Source organism: Vibrio sp. LQ2 (genome assembly GCF_023920125.1).
Lineage (GTDB): Bacteria > Pseudomonadota > Gammaproteobacteria > Enterobacterales > Vibrionaceae > Vibrio > Vibrio fluvialis.
The window spans coordinates 2,178,325-2,194,199 of the sequence record NZ_CP085308.1 but is presented as its reverse complement, the minus strand read 5'-3'; the positions used below and the strand labels follow the sequence as shown (position 1 = coordinate 2,194,199).

Below are 15,875 nucleotides of genomic sequence, written 5' to 3'. Positions count from 1 at the left end.
CCGCAAATACTATGCGGCTCTTGATTATTTCATCAGAAATGAATTATTCGCGGACGTAGATAACGTGACCGTCATCTTCTTCATCGTCCCAGTCATCCCAGTCGTCGTCATCTTCTTCAGTGATAACATTACGGCCAGCCATGGCGTCTTTGTGGTAATCGTCCCACATAAACTCCACTTTTTGCTCTTCGCTTAACTCTTCTTCTGCACGAGGTAGAGTTTCCATGAAATCAGCCAGTTCACGACAAAGTTCAGCAGTGCCTTGCTTGTTGACCGCAGAGATCTTGAAGTGTGGACCTTCCCACGCCAGCGCTTCTAAGATCTCCTGGATCTTTTCATCCGCTTCTTCTTCAAGCATCAGATCGGCTTTGTTAAACACTAACCAAACCGGTTTTTTCGCGAGCTTTTCACTGTACTGCTCTAGCTCATCCATAATGGTCAGAGCGTTTTGTGCCGGTTCACTGCCATCAATCGGCAGAATATCAATCATGTGCAATAGCACGCGACAACGCTCTAGGTGTTTCAAGAAACGAATACCCAGACCTGCGCCTTCAGCGGCACCTTCGATAAGTCCTGGGATGTCAGCAACGACAAAGCTTTTCTCAGGTACAACACTCACCACACCCAAGCTTGGGATCAAGGTCGTAAACGGATAATCCGCTACCTTTGGTTTCGCTGCTGATACAGAGCGGATAAAGGTTGATTTACCTGCATTTGGTAAACCCAACATACCTACGTCAGCAAGCAGCAGAAGCTCAAGACGAAGTTCACGAACTTCACCTTTCGTACCCATCGTTTTTTGACGTGGAGCGCGGTTTACAGACGATTTAAAACGGGTGTTACCCAGACCGTGCCAGCCGCCTTTTGCAACCATCACTTTCTTGCCGTGTTCAGCGACTTCACCCACGATTTCATTGGTGTGAATATCCACTGCGCGAGTACCTACAGGCACTTTCAGAGTAATATCTTTACCGCGCTTACCAGTACAGTTACCACCGCCACCGTTCTGACCACGTTCTGCTGCGTAAAAACGCTGGAAACGATAGTCAACAAGGGTATTTAAGTTCTCATCAGCTTGGATGTAGACATCGCCACCATCGCCGCCGTCGCCGCCGTCAGGGCCACCTTTCGTTACGAATTTTTCACGCCAAAAGCTAACAACACCGTTACCGCCATCGCCCGCTTCGACTTTAATTACCGCTTCATCAACGAATTTCATTACTTACTCCGCATTACTTGCGTTGCAATATCATCACTTACCAATGATATAAATTTTAGCAGAAGTGCCACCGCAATGAACGGTCCAGACCTTCTGCTTGGGAACAGATAACAAGCCGCTCTGCAGCGCAGGGCCTCTTGTTATTGGCTCTTCTCACGTCCAGATAAATAAAAAACCCCACCTAACGGCAGGGCTTTTAAATTCATCGAGAAACTAAACTTATTCAGCTTCGATGCTAACGAATTTACGGTTTTTAGGACCTTTCACTTCGAACTTCACTTTACCGTCAGATAGAGCGAATAGAGTGTGGTCTTTACCGATACCTACGTTAGTACCAGCGTGGAACTTAGTGCCACGTTGACGAACGATGATGTTACCTGCAAGAACAGATTCACCGCCGAAACGTTTAACACCTAGACGTTTACTTTCAGAATCGCGGCCGTTACGAGTAGAACCACCAGCTTTTTTGTGTGCCATTGTTAAACTCTCCTAATAACTTAAGCGTTGATACCAGTGATTTTCACTTCTGTGAACCACTGACGGTGACCTTGTTGCTTGCGAGAGTGCTTACGACGACGGAACTTAACGATTTTAATTTTATCGCCACGACCGTGTTGTACAACTTCTGCAGTCACTTTGCCGCCCTCTACAAGAGGAGCGCCAACTTTCACTTCTTCACCGTTAGCAACCAGCAGAACTTTATCAAATTCTACAGTTGCGCCAGTTTCAACGTCTAATTTCTCTAAACGAAGAGTTTGACCTTCGCTTACACGGTGTTGTTTACCACCAGATTGGAAAACAGCGTACATATTTTACTCCGCTCTTTCCGCACAGCCAATGCTTATATTTTGAGCAATAAGGGTGTGCGCTAAACTAATCATCAATAGGGCGCAGATTCTACGTGAATGGCGTCCCTATGACAAGCCATATTTGAAAAAAATTGGCGAAAAGCTAATCGCCAATCAAAAGTGCCGCAATCATGCCTTTAAGCCATGTATTAATCAATATTTTTTAGTGTATTATTCACTGATTATCGAAGAACAAAATGCCTTACACGCTCTAACTTCAGCCGGATTTACGATGGATTTTAAAGCTATCCAAACGCTTACTGCCAATGACATGGCAAAAGTGAATGAAACTATTCAAGCCCAACTCAACTCTGACGTTTCTCTCATCAACCAACTTGGCTTCTACATTGTCAGTGGTGGTGGTAAACGTCTGCGCCCGCTACTGGCTGTGTTATCAGCAAAAGCATTGGGTTATCGAGGCGAAGGTCATACACTCGCAGCCGCATTTATCGAGTTTACCCACACCGCCACGCTGCTTCACGACGATGTGGTCGATGAATCGGACATGCGCCGTGGTAAAGCCACCGCAAACGCTGCATTTGGCAATGCCGCCAGCGTGTTGGTCGGCGATTACATTTACACTCGCTCGTTTCAGATGATGGTTGAACTGGGATCCATGAAGATCCTGCAACTAATGAGTGAAGCCGTGAACGTCATTGCTGAAGGTGAAGTGCAGCAATTAATGAACTGCAACGATCCGGACACCACTGAAGCAAGCTACATGCAGGTCATCTACTCCAAAACAGCCCGTCTGTTTGAAGCAGCCACTCAAATTGGAGCCATCTTAGCCGATGCATCACCCGAGATTGAAACCGCGTTGCAAAACTACGGTAAATATTTGGGCACCGCATTCCAGCTGATTGATGATGTCATGGACTACACCTCCGATGGCAAAGAGATGGGTAAAAACGTCGGCGATGATCTCGCTGAAGGTAAACCAACTCTGCCGCTTCTGTACGCGATGCGCCACGGTAACCCTCAGCAAGCAGCGATGATTCGCGAAGCGATTGAGAAAGCGAACGGCATGGAACGCTTGGAAGAAATTTTAGCGGCGATGCAAGAAACGGGGTCGCTGGAATACACCATTGCCAAAGCTAACGAAGAAGCGGATAAAGCGATCACAGAGCTGACGATTCTGCCCGAGAGTGAATACAAAGAGGCTCTGGTGGCACTGGCGCACATGGCCGTCAATCGCAGTAAATAATCTCCTGCACTTTGCTTTGAGCAAAAAAAGCCTCGCCATTGCGAGGCTTTTTATTAGCCATTCAAGCGACTTACAGCCATCCCTGCCATAGCATACCGCATGCCACCACCGCGACGGCCGTGAGAGAATAAGCGCCCAAGCGCTCTTTTCCCATAAACGGGCTTCTGCCTTGCTCTTTCTTTGCTTTGACGTAAAACAGCATCCCCGGCAGATATAGCAGCGCTGACAGCATCAAGTAATTGAGCCCGGATGCGTACAACAGCCAAACACCATACAGACTTGCCCCGACACCAATCGCCAGCATGCGGCCTCTGTCCTTGCGCTCCAGCGCCAGTTTCAGGGTATAAGCGCCCACCAGAAAATACGGCACCAGGATCATTTCAGACGCCAATACCAGCAGCGTGTCATAAGTACTACCGGCAAACATCACTAGGATCAGTGAAATCTGAATACAGATGTTGGTCAGCGTCAGTGCCTGATACGGGCTGCCAGCCGCATTCTGCTTGGCATAACGTGACGGAAACATCTTGTCTTTGGCGCCAAGATAAGGTGCTTCTGACGCCAATACCGTCCAACTCAAGAACGCGCCACACACCGAAATGAGCAGCCCCCCCGCAATGATGTACTGGCCCCACGGGCCGAGTATCTCTGTAAGTACTTTTGCCATTGACGGGTTCTGGTAGTGCGCCAGTTCAACCGGACGAATCACCCCCATTGAAAGCAACGTCACAAATACGTAAATGGACAGCGCGGTCAGCAGGCCAAGGATGGTTGCCCGACCGATATCTTTACGATGACGCGCACGGTTGGAAACAACGACCGCCCCTTCGACACCGATGAATACCCAGACAGTGATCAACATGGTTGCTTTGATCTGCGCCCAGAGATCATGATCCGCGCCAAAATGGAGCCCCGAGAAATCGACCGTGAATGTCTGCCATTTAAACGCCAATGCGGCGCAGACGATAAACAGCAGCAATGGCACCATCTTCGCGCAGGTGGTAACGACATTTATCAGGGCAGCCGTTTTAACGCCGCGCAGAACCAGTAGATGGACAGCCCACAGCAGTACTGATGCCCCGCCGACCGACAGCAACGTATTTCCGCTGCCAAATAGGGTACGCTCCGGTGTATCAAACAACATGCCGAGCGTGCTGAAGACAATAACCAGATACGAGACATTCGCCACCATGGCGCTGAACCAGTAACCCCAGGCGGAGCAGAATCCGGTGAAATCGCCAAAACCTTCGCGTGCATAACCGAACACACCGCTGTTGATGTGTGGCTTGTGCATAGCCAGTTGCTGAAATGAGAGTGCAAGAAAGATCATGCCCACCCCGGTAATGGTCCAGCCGATCATGACAGCCAGAGGGCTGGCGACTGCGGCCATGTTTTGCGGCAGACTAAAGACACCAGCGCCAATCATTGAACCAATGACCAACGCGGTTAAAGAGCCTAAACCCAGTTTGTTATCCATGGTGATTTCCGATTCTGCATTCGAGAAGAGCGCTATTTTAATGACAAATTGAACAAGTCTGCAGACATGGCGTGATCCATGTCACCGAGAAAGTGTCATTAACGACACATTCATTGCCAATGATCAAAAAGTCTTACACTTCTGCACGCAAAATTCTCTTTAGTTGGTAAAAAACTCCAGATAATACAATTTAAACAGCATGTTTAAACAAAAATACGCAACAACATAAACTTAATGACTATTAATTCAGCAACTTAACGAGTGTGCTCTATTGCTAATCACCCAACCATAGACGTAAAAAAGCCGCTTATCCTGCGATAAGCGGCTCCCTTGAATCTTCGGATACGACGTGATTATTTCACGAAGTCGATACCGATCTGGATATCACCATTCAGCGTGTCCAGCATACCTTCCAGTGCAGCTTGCTCGTATGCGCTCAGCTCACCGTAGCTCAGTACTTCTTCAACACCGTCTTTGCCCAGTTTCACTGGTTGTGCGAAGAATGGCGCGTGCTCGCCTGCACCTTCAACGTAAGCGTATTCAACCACGCTCTCGCCTTGCAGTGCTTTCACCAGAGACAGACCGAAACGGCATGCAGCCTGGCCCATAGACAGAGTTGCAGAGCCGCCACCCGCCTTAGCTTCAACCACTTCAGTACCTGCGTTTTGGATACGCTTAGTCAGCGCTTCTACTTCTTCTGCCGTGAACTCAACACCTTCAACCTGAGACAGCAGAGGCAGGATAGTCACACCTGAGTGACCACCGATAACCGGAACACGAACCTGACCTGGATCTTTGTCTTTCAGCTCAGCAACGAATGTCTCAGAACGGATCACGTCCAGAGTCGTCACGCCGAACAGTTTGCGCTTGTCGTATACGCCTGCTTTCTTCAGCACTTCTGCCGCGATTGGCACAGTCGTGTTAACAGGGTTAGTGATGATACCAATACATGCATTAGGACAAACTACCGCGATGCGCTCAGCCAGTGCTTTGACAATACCCGCATTGACATTGAAAAGATCCGCACGATCCATACCTGGTTTACGAGCCACACCTGCAGAGATCAGAACAACATCTGCACCATCCAGTGCCGGAGTTGGATCTTCGCCTGCGTAACCTTTAATAGAAACAGGAGTTGGGATGTGGCTCAGGTCCGCTGCAACGCCCGGAGTTACCGGAGCAATATCGTACAGAGCAAGATCAGAACCTGCAGGAAGACGGTTTTTCAATAATAGAGCTAGGGCTTGACCGATGCCGCCAGCGGCACCAATAACAGCGACTTTCATCGTAGTTCTCCTTGAGAGTAATTCTCTTATTAATGTTTTGGTAGGGTATCTAGTATCCGACCCCAAGAAGCTATAGCAATCACAAGTTGATTACAATCAATTAACCTCAGCTTTGCGACTTTGCGCAACCACGCATTGGCGTGCTACAACTCCGCGGGCGATTATGGGTCTATTTTTCTTCGATGACAAAGGTTTAAAGTGCTATCTAAGCGAATAATTGTCACTTTTACAGTGACCCTTTAGACAGTTTTGAGCGATAATTTGGCACAGCTCCCCCACCTATGGGAAAATGTGCGACAGTTATTGAATCAGCGATAGTAAGAAGAACGATGCGCCATACAGACAAACAAGACAATCTAGTCCGAGCTTTTAAAGCTCTGCTTAAAGAGGAACGCTTTGGCTCTCAGGGCGATATTGTGGACGCACTGAAAAACGAAGGGTTTGATAATATTAACCAGTCGAAAGTGTCACGCATGCTGACCAAATTCGGCGCAGTTCGTACCCGCAATGCGAAAATGGAGATGGTTTACTGTCTGCCCGCTGAGCTTGGTGTACCGACCGTTTCCAGCTCACTGCGTGAACTGGTACTTGATATCGACCACAACAGTGCTCTAGTCGTGATCCACACTGGCCCAGGCGCTGCTCAGCTGATTGCCCGTCTACTGGATTCACTGGGTAAATCTGAAGGCATTTTAGGTGTTGTCGCCGGCGATGACACTATCTTCATCACGCCGACCATGAGTATCACCACCAAGCAGCTGTTTAAGTCCGTATGTGAACTTTTTGAGTACGCCGGCTAATCTCACAATTGAGAAATTGTAGAGAAAACAGAATGATGGAGTCACGCAGTGCTCGTTGCGCGTGACTCCAATCACATCTTAACTAACTCTTCTTCCCTGCTGACAACCACTTCTAACCCTTTGATTCTTAGATAGTTAGCCCATCAGTTTCCCACTGAATTCTGGTTAGAAAACCAGCCTGTTTCGCTACATTTTTTTACAATCCTATAATTATCTTTCAATTTTTTGGTATTATTCAGCCACTTTTTCAACATATGGATTGAAAAAGCTTCCGTTTCTCGATGAAGAAACGTCCAAAGCAACTACACTTGTTTTGGGGCAAATAATGAAAAGAAGGAAGGGAAATTCATGGTTTTGAATAAAATTATTAAGGTCGGTGCGATTGCTGCTGCAGTATTGGGTGCAGGCGCGGTTAACGCTCAGGAATTCATCACAATTGGTACGGGTTCGGTAACTGGTGTTTACTACCCGACTGGTGGTGCAATTTGTAAGCTGGTTAACAAAGACCGTAAGGAACACAACATCCGCTGCTCTGTAGAATCCACCGGTGGTTCTATCTACAACGTCAACACTATCCGTTCTGGCGAACTGGACTTCGGTATCGTTCAGTCTGACTGGCAATATCACGGTTACAACGGTACCAGTGAATTTGCGCAGCAAGGCCCATACAAGAAACTGCGCGCAATGTTCTCTCTTCACACAGAACCTTTTAACATTATCGCTCGCTCAGATTCAGGCATTAACAACGTAAAAGATCTGGTTGGCAAGCGCGTTAACATCGGTAACCCGGGTTCTGGTGACCGCGCGACCATGCAGGTTGTGATGGATGCTTTTGGCTGGACTAACGACAGCTTCAAACTGGCATCGGAACTGAAAGGCTCTGAGCGTTCTCAAGCCCTGTGTGACAACAAGATCGACGCATTCATCTACATGGTTGGCCACCCGAACGGTTCAATCAAAGAAGCAACAACGTCTTGTGATGCCAAACTGGTACCAGCAACTGGTCCAGAAATCGATAAAATCGTGGCACAAAACCCTTACTACGCATACAGCACCGTCCCGGCTGGTATGTACCGTGGTACAGACACTGACGTGAAAAGTTTTGGTGTGGCAGCAACACTGGTGACCAGTGCAGACGTGCCAGATGAAGTAGCTTACAACGTAGCCAAAGCTGTGTTTGAAAACTTCGACACCTTTACTCGTCTTCACCCGGCTTTTGCTAACCTGAAAAAAGAAGACATGGTTAAAGCGGGTATCTCAATTCCGCTACACCCAGGTGCAGTGAAATACTACAAAGAAGTGGGTCTGCTTAAGTAATTAAGTCAGATATCGCTCCATTAAATAAGGAGGCCTGGTGCCTCCTTATTGATATTGGTTCTGGGTCTGATGCGAAATCGAACTTAGACACCATGCTCAACTTGGCTTTTACACCGTTTAAGAAAGCCACCTTTCTCTTTTAAGACCATCAAATAATAAGGATAACGTACATGACGCAGACAAATACTCCGTCGCAAGATGTGCAAGAGATGGTTGCACAAGCTGATACAGGCGCAAGGAATCCAGAGGGCATTCCGGGCCGCATTCTGTGGCTGGTGCCGTTATGCTGGTCGCTGTTCCAGTTGTGGTACGCTTCTCCGCTGCCGTTCATTTTCGATTTTGGCGTACTCAACGATACACAAGCTCGAGCTGTTCACCTCAGCTTTGCTATTTTCCTCGCTTTCACTGCCTATCCGGCAATGAAGAACTCATCACGCAATCACATTCCGCTGGCAGACTGGATTTTAGCGTTGGCCGGAAGCTTTTCCGCCGCCTACATCTATATCTTCTATGAACAGCTGGCAAGCCGCTCTGGCGCACCGACGACTCTCGATGTTGTGGTGTCGGTTATGGGGATGTTGCTGCTGCTGGAAGCTACCCGTCGGGCACTCGGTCCTCCGTTGATGGCGGTTGCAGCCGTGTTCCTGCTGTACACTTTCGCGGGCCCGTATATGCCGGAAGTTATCGCTCACAAAGGTGCGAGCCTGAATAAAGCGATGTCTCATCTGTGGCTGACCACCGAAGGCGTATTCGGTGTCGCACTGGGCGTATCCACTTCTTTCGTATTCCTGTTCGTGCTGTTTGGCGCCATGCTGGAACGAGCGGGCGCCGGGGCTTACTTCATCAAAGTCGCATTCTCAATGCTCGGCCATATGCGCGGCGGCCCGGCGAAAGCAGCCGTAGTGGCATCGGGTCTGTCGGGTTTGGTCTCCGGTTCCTCCATCGCCAACGTAGTGACTACTGGTACCTTTACCATTCCGCTGATGAAACGTGTCGGCTTTCCGGGCACCAAAGCAGGTGCGGTAGAAGTCGCCGCCTCAACCAACGGTCAGCTTACGCCGCCTATCATGGGCGCCGCAGCATTCCTGATGGTTGAATATGTCGGGATATCTTATGTGGAAGTGATTCGTGCGGCACTGCTGCCTGCATTGATCTCTTACATCGCTCTGATTTACATCGTGCACCTGGAAGCGTGTAAGGCGGGAATGAAAGGCCTTCCGCGTCGTCACAACCCGACTCTGCTGCAAAGCTTGTTGTCGTTTACTGGCACCATTCTCGGTCTGTGTGTCATCAGTGCCGTGGTTTACTACGGCGTTGGCTGGACCAAAGATGTGTTTGGCGCTGCCGCCACACCGATTGTCACGGTGGCATTGTTGCTGGTTTATGTCCTGTTGGTGCGCATCTCGTCCAAATACGCTTCTGAAGGCGGAATGGACATCGATGAAGACATTCAGGAAATTCCTGATACTGGCCCGACCGTTAAATCAGGGCTGCATTTCCTGCTGCCGATCGTGGTTCTGGTCTGGTGCCTGACCGTTGAGCGTTTCTCACCGGGTCTGTCTGCATTCTGGGCCACGGTGTTCATGATCTTTATTCTGCTCACGCAGCGCCCATTGATGGCTATCTTTAACCAGTCAGGTGATCTGGCTTCGCAAGCGAAGGAAGGGGTCACCGACCTGCTTGAAAGTCTAGTTTCAGGCGGGCGCAACATGATTGGTATCGGTGTTGCCACCGCGGCGGCGGGTACAGTTGTCGGTGTGGTCACGCTGACGGGGATTGGCCTGGTGATGACCGACTTCGTTGAGTTCATCTCCGGCGGCAGCGTGATCATGATGTTGATCTTTACTGCAGTCATCAGTCTGATCCTGGGAATGGGCCTGCCAACCACCGCCAACTACATCGTAGTATCGACTCTGATGGCTCCGGTTATCGTGACGTTGGGCGCGCAACATGGCTTGATCATTCCGCTCATCGCCGTGCATTTATTCGTGTTCTACTTCGGTATTCTCGCGGATGATACGCCACCAGTGGGCTTGGCCGCGTTTGCCGCAGCGGCGATCGCTAAGTCGGATCCGATCCGCACTGGTATTCAGGGCTTTGCCTACGATATTCGAACGGCCATTCTGCCGTTTATGTTCGTGTTCAATACTCAGTTGCTCCTGATGGGTATCGACACTTGGTGGCATCTCGCGTTGACGGTCGGATCCTCCATCATAGCGATGCTGCTCTTCTCGGCAGCAACGCAAGCCTGGTGGTTTACCAAGACCAAATGGTGGGAAATTTTGGCGCTGCTGCTGCTGACGTTTACCTTCTTCCGCCCGGGTTTCTGGTGGGACATGATTTACCCGGCGCAAACCCTCTATCCGGGAACGGAATTGGAACACATCGTTGAGCAAACTCCGGTTGGTCAATCGATCGCAATGCTGGTCGCGGGCGAAACGCTGGATGGAGACTATGTGTCGAAAACCGTGCTACTGCCGTTTGATGACAGAGCAACGACCGCGCAGGATCGTATCGCGTCTATGGGTCTGATGCTCAATCACGAGAAGAACCGTATGATGATCGACATGGTGGAATTCGGCAGTCCGGCTGAATCTGCTGGGATCGATTTCGGTTGGGAAATCCGTTCTATCGTAGTGGATAGCGATCGTCCGATGAAAGAGTGGGTGTTCGTGCCTGCGCTGCTGCTGACTCTGCTTTTAGGCTGGAACCAGAAACGACGGGCCGCCAAAGAAGCTATTCGTAGTTAATGTTTAACAAAATCCGCGCTTAATCAAAATGCCCTGCGTCAGCAGGGCATATACTTAAGCCAACGAACTGTTGCCGTCAGGCTCAACCTAAACAGAGATAACGAATAATGTATAAACACATCCTTGTTCCTGTTGATTTGAATGAAAAAGGCTTTTCCGACAAAGCCGTTCAGCTTGCTGTATGGCATGCGAAACATTCCAATGCGGAGCTACACCTGCTTAACGTGCTGCCAGGTATTCATATGTCTATGGTCGCGACATACTTTCCGAAAGATGCCGCCGCCAAGATGAAAGACGATGTGCGCGCGCAGCTTAAAGCGTTCGCGGAAAAGCACATAATGGAAGACGTAGTGTATAAACTGCACGTCGCCGAAGGTAAACCTTACACCACCATTCTCGACTACGCCGAAAAATTGGGGGCTGACCTGATCGTGATGCCAAGCCATAAACGCTCGCGGATCGACAAAGTGATGCTCGGTTCCGTCGCCAGTAAAGTGGTGGAACACTCCCCAATCAACGTTCTGGTGGTCAAGCCGCAAGGCTGAAACTAAGAATTAATAGCTTAAGGCGCTCAATGCGCCTTTTTTATTAGTTTTTAACTATCAAACTAATCGTTCATTTCCATTTTCTTTTATGAGAATAATTATCAATAATAAACCCATCTAAGAGAAACGAGATTGGACGATTACCATGAAAAAGACGCTGAGTTTTGCCGCTATCCACTTTAGCATTGCTTTTACCGTCGCGTACGCCCTAACCGGTGACATCATCATCGGTAGCCTGATCGCGATGCTCGAACCAATGGTGAATACGGTTGCCTTCTACTTCCACGAAAAAGCGTGGAACCAATATGCACCGCTGCAACGTTACGCCTCGAATCCTCGCCTCAAAACTGCCAGTTTTGCTGTGATTCACTTTACCGTTGCGTTCAACGTCGCCTACCTTCTGACCGGTAGCTTCCTGGTGGGTGGTGTAATGGCGCTGATTGAACCAAGCTTTAACACTTGTGCTTACTACTTCCATGAAAAAGTATGGCAAAGCAAACACGCGGGTTCTACGCCTTGGCAATGTGCCCACTAAGATAGAAACACAAAGCCCCGCTTAAACGGGGCTTTGTGTTATTCAGAATTCACACCGGGAAATGGGTGACACACAGATCGTGGCTGAGGCCCAACTTAAAGGCCTGACGCTGACCATCGAGTTCCACACTGACATCGTAAAGATCGCCGGGGTTCGGGTGCTCCGCATCGTAATATTTCGGTGCTTCGACCTGAAACAGAGCACTGGCATGATCACTACGCACATCAATGGGTAAATGGTAGGTCATACCATCAAAACGCACCGCTGCGGATACCAGACCAGGCGAATACGTGGTGAAAAACAGGTTCACCAACAGCTCACACCCTCCGCCATGGTGCCAGATTTGCTCCGTCGCCACATGCTCAAGGCGAAGATGACGAATACATTGCAGATAAGGCGCACGCCAAATCCCGATGCGGGAATCGTAAGGTTCCACTTGGGTTTGTGCCAGTGAACACAACTCCCCAGAATCATCCTCGTCATCAATCAGCCACTCTTCTTCCTGTTCAAGAAACAGAATCTCAAAGCGGTTGCGTCCCGGATTGATCAGCGGACGGATATCTTTTTTGTACACCGACTGAGAACCATCACAATCAAACAGCGCCACGCCATTGAGGCGTACTTCGGCATGGTAATCGACCCCTTCAAGCACCAGATCAATCGCCGCAAAACCCAGCAGCACATCATCCACTTCGATATCGTGCATCAGGTGCCACTCTTGCGTGGCAATCGTCTCTTCAGACAACGCTTCCGGCAGCACTGCACTGAGTGGCGCAGGAAAGGTAATGTCGTCCTGAGGAATGGATAAATCGGTCAGCGGAGAAAGTTGCCAGAGTCCGGCGAGGGAAAGCTGCATAGTCAATGATCACGTCGTGCGGGTTTGCGCCATTTAAACACAGTTCATTTCGCGGTTACAAACCCATGTTGCATAAAAAAATACCAGCCTGAGGGCTGGTATCGTACGATGCTTTACGAATTATTCTTCGTCGTCATCTTCGTCTTCGTCGGCATACAGTGCATCTTCACCTTCATAGTAAGTGCCCCAACCGTCGTAAATAACGTCGTATTTTTCCGCCAGATTCACCAGTTTCTCAACTTGTGCATCGATCGCTTCCGGATTCAGCACAGATTGCATTGTGGCATCGAAGCACAGCAGTTTGCTGCCGTCTTCATCTTCTGCTTCTTCGGCTTCCAGAACTTCAAAACCTAGTTTGAATGCTTCAACCGCAGCTTTTTCCAGCTTGTCGAAATCTTCAGCAAAGAAGTGGTGTTCGATCTCATACAAAGCTTCTGGATCACTGCCGTCCTCGAGCAACGCTTGAATGATGTCGCGAGTCTCTTCTTTTTGAATCTCAATAAAATCTTCAACGGACAGATATTCATCTTCGTGAGACATAAATGTGGCTCCAGAATGGTTAAGTTGGATCAAATTTCAGTGCGACGAAATATGGCACGGATCGTCACGAATTGCTACCCACAAAACGATCTCCGCGCGATCTTTCTGGTTGTCAGAGCCAAAAATAGTCGCAAATGCTACGGCGCGCGCTCGCCCCTTTGGCATCAACTTCGAGAGCGAACAAAAAAGCTGCGTTGAACGCAGCTTTCAAAAGAGTTACTCGGTGCCACCAACGGTCAGCGCATCGAGTTTGAGTGTGGGTTGTCCAACCCCTACCGGCACGCTCTGCCCTGCTTTACCACACACTCCAACGCCGCGGTCAATGCTCAGGTCGTTGCCCACCATCGATACTTGCTGCATCGCTTCAATACCCGAACCGATCAATGTGGCACCTTTAATTGGGCGAGTCACCTTACCGTTTTCAATCAGGTACGCTTCCGATGCAGAGAACACGAACTTGCCGGAGGTGATGTCCACCTGACCACCACCAAAGTTGGGTGCGTAGACGCCTTTTTTCACGGTTGAGATGATCTCTTCCGGCGTATGCTGACCCGGCAGCATGTAGGTGTTGGTCATACGTGGCATCGGCAGATGTGCGTATGATTCACGGCGACCGTTACCCGTTGGCGCCACTCCCATCAGGCGTGCGTTGAGCTTGTCTTGCATGTAGCCTTTCAGCACACCGTTTTCGATCAGCACGTTGTACTGACCATTGACACCTTCATCGTCGACGTTGAGGGAACCACGCAGATCTTTCAGCGTACCGTCATCGACGATGGTGCACAGATCTGAGGTCACTTTCTTGCCCATTTTGCCCGAAAACACCGACGAGCCTTTGCGGTTAAAGTCGCCTTCCAGGCCATGACCAACCGCTTCGTGCAATAGCACGCCCGGCCAACCTGACCCCAGAACCACAGGCATAGTGCCCGCAGGAGCCGCAACAGCTTCTAAGTTCACTAATGCCTGACGAATCGCTTCATCCGCGTAAGCAAACGCCATTTTCTGACCATTCTCTTCGGTCAGGAAGTAATCGTAGTTGAAACGGCCACCGCCACCCGCGCTGCCACGCTCACGGCGATCGCCTTTCTGTGCCAGCACACTGATTGACAGGCGTACCAGCGGACGAATGTCGCCTGCATAAGTGCCATCAGTTGCCGCCACCAGCATCTGCTCATGGACGCCGCTCAGGCTGACGGAAACTTCCTGGATCAGCGGCTCTTTGGTCCGAATGTAAGCATCCAACTGCATCAACAGTTCGGTTTTCTTCTGCTTTTCCCAGCTTTGCAGCGGGTTGTCTGCCGCGTAGTAGCTTTGATTGTCAGAACGTTTAAACGCCTGAACACGGCCATTCTGGCCTTGCTGAGCGATACCGCGAGCCGCAATCGCGCTCTGCTTTAAGCCTTCCAACTGAATCTGATCAGAGTAAGCAAAACCGGTTTTTTCGCCTGTCACAGCACGCACACCAACACCGCAGTCGATGTTGAACGAGCCGTCTTTAATAATGCTGTCTTCCAGCACCAGTGACTCATGCCAGCTGGACTGAAAGTAAATATCCGCATAATCAATTTCACGAGTAGCGATGGTCGCCAGAGTGTCAGCGATATCTTGCTCTGTCAGCCCTGCGGGGGTTAATAGTGCTTCTTCAATTCGGGTAATACTCATAGCTAACTCTTTTTCTCTTTAAATTGATTATCAAAGCGCGTGTGCTCAATGATAGGCATGGTCAGGCGGACTTGAGCCACCTGATGCAAATCGATGTCAGCGACCAACGTGGCCGCCTCCTGCCCAAGCGAAGCCACGACTTCACCCCATGGGTTAATCACCATTGAATGTCCCCAGGTCTCACGGCCACAAGGATGATGCCCACCCTGGCCGACCGCGACGACCCAACATTGGGTTTCAATCGCTCGGGCGCGCAGCAGCACTTCCCAGTGCGCACGTCCGGTGACTGCGGTAAACGCCGCGGGCACCAGTAAAATTTGCGCGCCCTGACGACGCAGCTGCGAATAAAGATGCGGGAAACGCACATCATAACAAATCGACAGTCCCAACTGACCAAACGGCGTCGAAACCACCGTCAATCTATCGCCCGGCGTAAAGGTTTCCGATTCGCGGTAACGTTGGTGACTGTCGGCGACATCCACATCAAACATGTGCAGCTTATCATAATGTGCTACCGCTTCGCCTTGTGGATTAAATAAAATCGATGTAGTGGTCACGCCACTAGCACGTGCGACAGGCATACTGCCCACCAGCAGCCAAACCTGATTCGCGCGCGCAATGTCGGACAGCTCACGTTGAATCGGGCCATCCCCCATCGGCTCAGCGTGTTGGTGATAATCGCTGCGAGTGCCAAACACCACCCCATTTTCTGGCGTCACCAGCCAAGTCGCTCCCTGAGCCGCCAGCGCTTTGGCTTGCGTCGCGATGTAGGCCAGATTGTCTGCGACGACCGGGCCTGAGGTCATTTGAATGATGCCGACACGTTCCATGTGTTT

Annotated in this window: 15 protein-coding genes; 6 read left to right on the top strand and 9 right to left on the bottom strand. The window is 49.9% G+C overall.

Annotated features, from left to right (window positions below; all coding sequences use genetic code 11):
• Window positions 1-43: 43 nt before the first annotated feature.
• The 3 genes from cgtA to rplU form a co-directional block, all read right to left on the bottom strand.
• A complete protein-coding gene (gene cgtA / locus LGV68_RS10245; RefSeq protein WP_020332680.1) occupies window positions 44-1,219 on the bottom strand; it encodes an Obg family GTPase CgtA in 1,176 nt (391 codons plus the stop codon).
• 219 nt (window positions 1,220-1,438) lie between these two features.
• Window positions 1,439-1,696, bottom strand: coding sequence for a 50S ribosomal protein L27 (rpmA, locus tag LGV68_RS10240; RefSeq protein ID WP_014205843.1), 258 nt, complete (start codon window positions 1,694-1,696; stop codon window positions 1,439-1,441).
• 20 nt (window positions 1,697-1,716) lie between these two features.
• Entirely contained in the window at window positions 1,717-2,028 is a 312-nt protein-coding gene (rplU, locus tag LGV68_RS10235) for a 50S ribosomal protein L21 (protein ID WP_020332679.1), read from the bottom strand.
• A gap of 271 nt (window positions 2,029-2,299) precedes the next feature.
• Here rplU and ispB point away from each other — a divergent pair, with 271 nt between their 5' ends.
• On the top strand, window positions 2,300-3,271 hold the full coding sequence (gene ispB, locus LGV68_RS10230; RefSeq protein ID WP_208592681.1) for an octaprenyl diphosphate synthase: 972 nt from the start codon (window positions 2,300-2,302) through the stop codon (window positions 3,269-3,271).
• A gap of 70 nt (window positions 3,272-3,341) precedes the next feature.
• Here the strand turns inward: ispB and LGV68_RS10225 are convergent, their stop codons facing one another.
• Together LGV68_RS10225 and mdh are read right to left on the bottom strand one after the other, a co-directional pair.
• A complete protein-coding gene (locus LGV68_RS10225; RefSeq protein ID WP_020332677.1) occupies window positions 3,342-4,748 on the bottom strand; it encodes a basic amino acid/polyamine antiporter in 1,407 nt (468 codons plus the stop codon).
• A 353-nt stretch (window positions 4,749-5,101) separates the two neighbouring features.
• Window positions 5,102-6,034, bottom strand: a complete 933-nt coding sequence (gene mdh, locus LGV68_RS10220) for a malate dehydrogenase (protein WP_020332676.1) — start codon at window positions 6,032-6,034, stop codon at window positions 5,102-5,104.
• Between the two features lie 329 nt (window positions 6,035-6,363).
• Here mdh and argR point away from each other — a divergent pair, with 329 nt between their 5' ends.
• The 5 genes from argR to LGV68_RS10195 all read left to right on the top strand — a co-directional run bounded on the left by argR (window position 6,364) and on the right by LGV68_RS10195 (window position 11,981).
• The gene (gene argR, locus LGV68_RS10215; RefSeq protein ID WP_020332675.1) at window positions 6,364-6,834 is read left to right on the top strand and encodes a transcriptional regulator ArgR; all 471 of its coding nucleotides are present in this window, start codon (window positions 6,364-6,366) and stop codon (window positions 6,832-6,834) included.
• A gap of 348 nt (window positions 6,835-7,182) precedes the next feature.
• Window positions 7,183-8,151: a TAXI family TRAP transporter solute-binding subunit gene (locus LGV68_RS10210; RefSeq protein ID WP_024373457.1), complete on the top strand. Its 969-nt coding sequence runs from the start codon at window positions 7,183-7,185 to the stop codon at window positions 8,149-8,151.
• A gap of 170 nt (window positions 8,152-8,321) precedes the next feature.
• The gene (locus tag LGV68_RS10205; protein WP_020332673.1) at window positions 8,322-10,901 is read left to right on the top strand and encodes a TRAP transporter permease; all 2,580 of its coding nucleotides are present in this window, start codon (window positions 8,322-8,324) and stop codon (window positions 10,899-10,901) included.
• Window positions 10,902-11,008: 107 nt separating this feature from the next.
• On the top strand, window positions 11,009-11,446 hold the full coding sequence (locus tag LGV68_RS10200; protein ID WP_020332671.1) for a universal stress protein: 438 nt from the start codon (window positions 11,009-11,011) through the stop codon (window positions 11,444-11,446).
• A gap of 145 nt (window positions 11,447-11,591) precedes the next feature.
• A complete protein-coding gene (locus LGV68_RS10195; RefSeq protein ID WP_020433830.1) occupies window positions 11,592-11,981 on the top strand; it encodes a DUF2061 domain-containing protein in 390 nt (129 codons plus the stop codon).
• Between the two features lie 49 nt (window positions 11,982-12,030).
• On the opposite strand, the gene LGV68_RS10190 is transcribed toward LGV68_RS10195, so the two are convergent.
• The 4 genes from LGV68_RS10190 to LGV68_RS10175 form a co-directional block, all read right to left on the bottom strand.
• On the bottom strand, window positions 12,031-12,837 hold the full coding sequence (locus tag LGV68_RS10190) for a hypothetical protein (RefSeq protein WP_252536691.1): 807 nt from the start codon (window positions 12,835-12,837) through the stop codon (window positions 12,031-12,033).
• Between the two features lie 120 nt (window positions 12,838-12,957).
• Window positions 12,958-13,377 carry a ribonuclease E inhibitor RraB gene (gene rraB / locus LGV68_RS10185; RefSeq protein WP_020433210.1) on the bottom strand — a complete coding sequence of 140 codons (420 nt, stop codon included), beginning with the start codon at window positions 13,375-13,377 and terminating at the stop codon, window positions 12,958-12,960.
• Window positions 13,378-13,593: 216 nt separating this feature from the next.
• Window positions 13,594-15,039, bottom strand: coding sequence for a metalloprotease TldD (gene tldD / locus LGV68_RS10180; RefSeq protein ID WP_020332239.1), 1,446 nt, complete (start codon window positions 15,037-15,039; stop codon window positions 13,594-13,596).
• Between the two features lie 2 nt (window positions 15,040-15,041).
• Window positions 15,042-15,869 (bottom strand): carbon-nitrogen hydrolase family protein, encoded by an 828-nt coding sequence (locus LGV68_RS10175; RefSeq protein ID WP_203345000.1) that lies wholly within the window; start codon window positions 15,867-15,869, stop codon window positions 15,042-15,044.
• Window positions 15,870-15,875: the final 6 nt, after the last annotated feature.

What these genes read in the sequence shown, in the direction of transcription:
- rpmA (WP_014205843.1), bottom strand. Translation starts at nt 1,696, where the DNA reads ATGGCACACAAAAAAGCTGGTGGTTCTACTCGTAACGGCCGCGATTCT.
- mdh (WP_020332676.1), bottom strand. Translation starts at nt 6,034, where the DNA reads ATGAAAGTCGCTGTTATTGGTGCCGCTGGCGGCATCGGTCAAGCCCTA.
- LGV68_RS10225 (WP_020332677.1), bottom strand. Translation starts at nt 4,748, where the DNA reads ATGGATAACAAACTGGGTTTAGGCTCTTTAACCGCGTTGGTCATTGGT.
- LGV68_RS10195 (WP_020433830.1), top strand. Translation starts at nt 11,592, where the DNA reads ATGAAAAAGACGCTGAGTTTTGCCGCTATCCACTTTAGCATTGCTTTT.
- LGV68_RS10190 (WP_252536691.1), bottom strand. Translation starts at nt 12,837, where the DNA reads ATGCAGCTTTCCCTCGCCGGACTCTGGCAACTTTCTCCGCTGACCGAT.
- LGV68_RS10205 (WP_020332673.1), top strand. Translation starts at nt 8,322, where the DNA reads ATGACGCAGACAAATACTCCGTCGCAAGATGTGCAAGAGATGGTTGCA.
- rplU (WP_020332679.1), bottom strand. Translation starts at nt 2,028, where the DNA reads ATGTACGCTGTTTTCCAATCTGGTGGTAAACAACACCGTGTAAGCGAA.
- LGV68_RS10175 (WP_203345000.1), bottom strand. Translation starts at nt 15,869, where the DNA reads ATGGAACGTGTCGGCATCATTCAAATGACCTCAGGCCCGGTCGTCGCA.
- ispB (WP_208592681.1), top strand. Translation starts at nt 2,300, where the DNA reads ATGGATTTTAAAGCTATCCAAACGCTTACTGCCAATGACATGGCAAAA.
- cgtA (WP_020332680.1), bottom strand. Translation starts at nt 1,219, where the DNA reads ATGAAATTCGTTGATGAAGCGGTAATTAAAGTCGAAGCGGGCGATGGC.
- rraB (WP_020433210.1), bottom strand. Translation starts at nt 13,377, where the DNA reads ATGTCTCACGAAGATGAATATCTGTCCGTTGAAGATTTTATTGAGATT.
- LGV68_RS10200 (WP_020332671.1), top strand. Translation starts at nt 11,009, where the DNA reads ATGTATAAACACATCCTTGTTCCTGTTGATTTGAATGAAAAAGGCTTT.
- LGV68_RS10210 (WP_024373457.1), top strand. Translation starts at nt 7,183, where the DNA reads ATGGTTTTGAATAAAATTATTAAGGTCGGTGCGATTGCTGCTGCAGTA.
- tldD (WP_020332239.1), bottom strand. Translation starts at nt 15,039, where the DNA reads ATGAGTATTACCCGAATTGAAGAAGCACTATTAACCCCCGCAGGGCTG.
- argR (WP_020332675.1), top strand. Translation starts at nt 6,364, where the DNA reads ATGCGCCATACAGACAAACAAGACAATCTAGTCCGAGCTTTTAAAGCT.